Origin of the sequence: Bradyrhizobium sp. SHOUNA76 (genome assembly GCF_023006445.1) — a bacterium.
Taxonomy (GTDB): domain Bacteria; phylum Pseudomonadota; class Alphaproteobacteria; order Rhizobiales; family Xanthobacteraceae; genus Bradyrhizobium.
Genome location: NZ_JALBHA010000455.1, coordinates 1 through 5346, shown reverse-complemented (window position 1 = coordinate 5346; position 5346 = coordinate 1). Strand labels below are relative to the sequence as shown.

The window sequence follows — 5346 nt, the reverse complement described above, 5'->3', positions numbered from 1 at the left end:
CCTGCTCAAGGCGGTCAAGAACGCGACCGAGATCAAGGGCACGCAGACGGCGCATCGGCGCGACGCGGTGGCGCTGGCGCGCTTCCTCGCCTTCATCGACCGCGAGGCCGCAAGCGGCAAGCTCACCGAGATCGACGCGGTCGAGGCGCTGGAGACGTTCCGCCGCGACACCGGCGCGCTGAAGGACGTGTCGTTTCCGACCATCTCCGGCACCGGCCCGAACGGCGCCATCGTGCACTACCGAGTCACCCGCAAGAGCAACCGGCGGATCGCCTCCGGCGACCTGCTGCTGATCGATTCCGGTGCGCAGTACGAAGACGGCACCACCGACGTCACGCGCACCATGGCAGTGGGCGAGCCGACGGCCGAGATGCGCGACCGCTTCACCCGCGTGCTGCGCGGCCATATCGCGATCGCGCGCGCGATCTTCCCGGACGGCACCACGGGCGCGCAGCTCGATACGCTGGCACGGCAATATCTCTGGGCCGCCGGTGTCGATTTCGAGCATGGCACCGGTCACGGCGTCGGCAGCTATCTCTCGGTGCACGAAGGCCCGGCGCGGATCTCGAAGCTCGGGACCACGCCGCTGAAGCGCGGCATGATCCTCTCCAACGAGCCCGGCTATTACAAGACCGACGGCTTCGGCATCCGCATCGAGAATCTCGAGCTGGTCGTCGCCGCCGACATCAAGGGCGCCGAGAAGCCGATGAACGCGTTCGAGACGCTGACCCTGGCGCCGATCGACCGCCGACTCATCGATGCAGCGATGCTGAGCAAGGATGAGCTCGCCTGGCTCAATGCCTATCATGCGCGCGTTCGGGCCGAGGTGCGGCCGGCACTCGACGAGGCGACGAAGGCCTGGCTCGATCAAGCGACGGCGGACATGACGTAGCGCTGCGCATGGCTGCATCGTGTTGCGCGCAGCCCTCACCCCACACTCCGCTCCGTAGGGTGGGCAAAGCATCCGCCGCAGCTCGAAGAGCGCAGGCGGAGGCGTGCCCACCCTCTATTCCGACGCTGCAGCAGCAACGGTGGGCACGCCGCGCAAAGGGCGCGTCTTTGCCCACCCTACAGACCTCATCAGGTACTGCGTAGATCTTCGACCTCCGCACCCCCTCATCATAACCATCCCGGAATCCGTATAGCCGCATTCCGAAACGCCGATATCGGACCTGCGCTAGCCCGCTACAGTCCGATTTGAATTCGAAAGACGGACGTTTATGCACGGCATCATCAGCAAGCCGCCGGGAGCGGCAACCAATCTTGCGACCTCGCGCGTGGTGTTGCTGCTGCTCGTCGTCATGACCGGGGTCGCGCCGATCTCGCTCTACATCCTGGTTCCGGCGCTGCCGGTGCTGGCGACGACGTTCGGGCGCGACATCTCGATCGCGCAGATGACGGTGTCGCTCTACATGGTCGGCATCGCGCTGTCGCAGCTGATCATGGGGCCATTGTCGGACAAGTTCGGCCGGCGCCCGGTGCTGCTCGGGGGCCTCGCGCTGATGGTCGCGGCGAGCATCGCCTGCATCTTCGCCGAAACCCTGCCGCAACTGATCGCAGCGCGTTTCTTCCAGGCACTCGGCGGCGCCTCCGGCATGGTGGTGAGCCGCGCCATCATCCGCGACATCTACGAGCGCGACCGCGTCGCCTCCATGATCAGCCTCGTGGTCGCCGCCCTGATGATCGGCCAGATGGTTTCGCCGCTCACCGGTGGCCTGATCGAGACCGCGTTCGGCTGGCGCGCGATCTTCTACGCCATCACCGTCGCCGCGATCATTGTCGCCGTCGGCATTGCGCTGGCGCTGCCCGAAACGCGTCGCAGCCGGGCCGCCGGCAGCGGTTTCCGTGGCGACATAGGCATCCTGATTCGCAACCGCGCCTTCGTCGGCTATGTGATGTGCCAGGTGCTGGCCTCGCAGATCATCTTCACTTTCGCCGGCGGCGGCCCCTACATTGTCGTGACGCAGATGGGCCGGACCAGCGCCGAATACGGCGCCTGGTTTGCGACCTCGGGCTTTGCGTTTCTGGTCGGCAATCTGCTCTGCGTGCGCTTTGCGCCGCGGCACTCGCTGGCAAAGCTGATCTGGTTCGGGCTCGCGCTCCAGTTCGCCGGCAGCCTGTTGAACCTGCTGTGGAGTTTTACCGGCTGGAACGAAGCGCCCGCCTGGCTTTTCGGCACGCAGATGATCGTGATGGTGGGCAATGCCTTCGTGATGGCGAATTCCGCGGCCGGCGCGATCAGCATCCGACCGGAAGCGGCCGGCACCGCGTCGGGCGCCATGGGCTTTCTGCAGCAGGGGATCGGCGCGCTGATGTCGCAATTCGGCGCCTATCTCGGCGGCCATTCCGCAACGACGCTGCCGCTCACCGCTGCGGTGCTGGCGATCTCATTGCTCTGCGCCTGCACGATGTTCTTCGTCGTCCCACGCCGCGAAGTCGTGGTCAGCGAGGCGCTGATCGGGCGGGCGGAAGAAGAAGAGACAGGGATGATGTGAGGGGTGGCGCGCTCTTCCCCGTCATTGCGAGCGGAGCGAAGCAATCCAGAATCTCTCCGCAGCGGCAGTCTGGATTGCTTCGTCGCAAGGGCTCCTCGCAATGACGGGGCGAGACCTCACTCCCCGATCAGCTTCAGCCACTCGTCCTCGGTCAGCACCTTGACGCCGTGCTTGTTGGCCTCGGCGAGCTTCGAGCCGGCGCCCGGGCCGGCCACCACGAGATCGGTCTTCTTCGACACCGAGCCGGACACCTTGGCCCCTAACCGCTCAGCCGTCGCCTTGGCCTCGTCGCGCGTCATCTTCTCCAGCGATCCCGTGAACACCACGGTCTTGCCAGCGACGGCCGAGTTGCTCTTCGGCTTCTCGGCGTCGATGATCTCGACTTCGCTGGTCAGCCGCTCGACAATGCCGCGATTGTGGCTCTCGCCGAAATAATCAGCGATGCTCTTGATCACGGTGTCACCGATCTGGTCGAGCGCGTCCATGTCCGCCATCGCCTCCTCGTCGCCGTGAGCGACCTTCAGGCACGCGTCGTGGAAGGCGTCCCAGGAGCCGTAGCCGCGTGCCAGCGCCAGCGCCGTGGTTTCGCCGACATGGCGCATGCCGAGCGCATAGACGAAGCGCTCCAGCGCGATTCTGCGCCGGCTCTCGATGGCGCCGAACAGGTTGCGCACCGAGGTCGCGCCATAGCCCTCGATCTCCTCGAGCTTGAGCTTGGAATTGCGCTTCTCCAGCGTGAAGATCTCGGCGGGTTCCTTGACCCATCCTTCGTCGAAGAAATACTGAAGTTGCTTCTCCCCCAATCCGTCGATGTCGAAGGCGCGGCGTGACACGAACAGCTTGAGGTGCTCGATCTTCTGATAGGGGCAGGCGAACTCGCCGGTGCAGCGGGCGCGGGATTCCTCTTCGCCGGCGGCCGTCTCGCCGCGCACGACGTCGGTGTGCAGCGGGCACGGGCACTTCTTCGGGAAAGAGAACTCCTTGGCGCTCTTCGGCCGCTTGTCGAGGACGACGTCGACGATCTGCGGGATCACGTCGCCGGCGCGCTGGACCACGACGGTGTCGCCGATCCTGATGTCGCGCCCCTCGCGCAGCACCTCGCCCTTGTTGCCGATGCCCTTGATGTAGTCCTCGTTGTGCAACGTGACGTTCTGCACGATCACGCCGCCGACCCCGACCGGTTCGAGCTTGCCGACCGGCGTGAACGAGCCGGTGCGGCCGACCTGGATCTCGATGTCACGCAGCACCGTCATGGCGCGCTCGGCCGGGAATTTGTGCGCGATGCCCCAGCGCGGCGTGCGCGAGACGAAGCCGAGTCGCTCCTGCCAGTCGATGCGGTCAACCTTGTAGACCACGCCATCAATATCGTAGTCGAGCTCGGCGCGCTCTTCCTCGATGCTCTGGTGAAACGCGATCAGTTCCTCCACGGAGTGACACAGCTTGGTCAGCGGATTGGTCTTGAAGCCGCAGCGCTCGAACCAGCCGATCATGCCGCTCTGTGTCCCCTCGGGCATCGCACTCATCTCCCCCCAGGCATAGGCAAAGAAGCCGAGCGGACGCGAAGCGGTGATGGTCGGGTCCTTCTGCCGGAGCGAGCCCGCCGCCGAATTGCGTGGATTGGCGAAGATGGTATCGCCCGCCGCCTTCTGCCGCTCGTTGAGCGCGAGGAACGCCTTCTTGGTCATGTAGACCTCGCCGCGGACCTCGCAGATGTCGGGGACGCTGCGACCTTTCAGCTTCTGCGGCACGTCTTCGAGGGTACGGATGTTGGCGGTGACGTCCTCGCCCACCGCGCCGTCGCCGCGCGTCGCCGCAGTGACGAGTTCGCCGCCCTCATAGCGTAGCGACATCGAGAGGCCGTCGATCTTCGGCTCGGCGGAGAAATTGACCTTGTCGTCGTCGAGCTTCAGAAAGCGCACGATGCGGCCGACGAAGTCGCGCACGTCCTCTTCGGCAAAGGCATTGTCGAGCGACAGCATCGGAACGGAATGCCGGACCTTCTTGAAGCGGCCTGACGGCGCCGCGCCGACCTTCTGCGAGGGCGAGTCCGCCGTGACAAATTCCGGAAAGCGCTTCTCGATGGCGTTGAAGCGCTGGCGCAACGCGTCGTATTCGGCGTCGGTGAGGGTGGGCGCATCCTCCTGATAGTAGCGCTCGTTGTGCCCCTCGATCTCGAGCGACAGCCGCATGTGCTCGACCTTGGCCTGAGCCTTGGTGAGGTCGGCGACGTCGCGAAGTGGTTTCGATTTTGCTGCTCTTGCCATCATGCTTAAGGTTCTAGCTCGTCGTTCCGGGATGGTCCGAAGGACCAGACCCGGAACCTCGAGATTCCGGATTCGCACTTCGTGCGCCCCGGAATGACGGTTGGGGGAGAGACCAAGGCTTACTACGTCTATATCCTAGCAAGCCGACGCGACGGAGCAATCTATGTCGGCATCACCAATAACCTCGTGCGCCGCGTCTACGAGCATCGAATCAAAGGCGTGCCAGGCTTCACGGCCAAATACAACATCACGCAGCTCGTTTGGTTCGAAGTCTATGACGATCCGATCTCGGCAATCTCACGCGAGAAGGAGCTCAAGAAGTGGAAGCGGGACTGGAAAATCAAGCTGATCGAGAAAGACAATCCAAACTGGGATGATCTGTACGAGTCGATCTGCAATTGAGAGGGTCATTTCGGGATGGTCCGAAGGACCAGACCCGGAATCTCGAGATTCCGGGTTCGATGCTTCGCATCGCCCCGGAATGACGGTGAAAGCCTAAGCCGTGGCCGCCTTGAGCAGCCGTTCCGCCGCTGCCCTCGCCTCCGCCGTGATCTCGGCGCCGGCCAGCATGCGGGCGATTTCCTCGC

The 5346-nt window shown here is 64.5% G+C and carries 4 protein-coding genes; 3 read left to right on the top strand and 1 reads right to left on the bottom strand.

Annotation, left to right across the window (positions count from 1 at the left end):
• On the top strand, positions 1–892 hold an 892-nt coding region (locus MOV74_RS30580), incomplete at its 5' end, for a M24B family metallopeptidase (protein ID WP_246930519.1).
• A 328-nt stretch (positions 893–1220) separates the two neighbouring features.
• Positions 1221–2495, top strand: coding sequence for a multidrug effflux MFS transporter (locus tag MOV74_RS30575; protein WP_246930517.1), 1275 nt, complete (start codon positions 1221–1223; stop codon positions 2493–2495).
• A gap of 116 nt (positions 2496–2611) precedes the next feature.
• Here the strand turns inward: MOV74_RS30575 and ligA are convergent, their stop codons facing one another.
• Positions 2612–4759 carry an NAD-dependent DNA ligase LigA gene (ligA, locus tag MOV74_RS30570; RefSeq protein WP_246930521.1) on the bottom strand — a complete coding sequence of 716 codons (2148 nt, stop codon included), beginning with the start codon at positions 4757–4759 and terminating at the stop codon, positions 2612–2614.
• Positions 4760–4852: 93 nt separating this feature from the next.
• On the opposite strand from ligA, the gene MOV74_RS30565 reads away from it, so the two are divergent.
• Positions 4853–5161, top strand: a complete 309-nt coding sequence (locus MOV74_RS30565; RefSeq protein ID WP_246930515.1) for a GIY-YIG nuclease family protein — start codon at positions 4853–4855, stop codon at positions 5159–5161.
• Positions 5162–5346: the final 185 nt, after the last annotated feature.

Bases quoted from the DNA above. Each gene is read 5' to 3' on its own strand.
- ligA (WP_246930521.1), bottom strand. From the start codon at position 4,759: ATGGCAAGAGCAGCAAAATCGAAACCACTTCGCGACGTCGCCGACCTC.
- MOV74_RS30575 (WP_246930517.1), top strand. From the start codon at position 1,221: ATGCACGGCATCATCAGCAAGCCGCCGGGAGCGGCAACCAATCTTGCG.
- MOV74_RS30565 (WP_246930515.1), top strand. From the start codon at position 4,853: ATGACGGTTGGGGGAGAGACCAAGGCTTACTACGTCTATATCCTAGCA.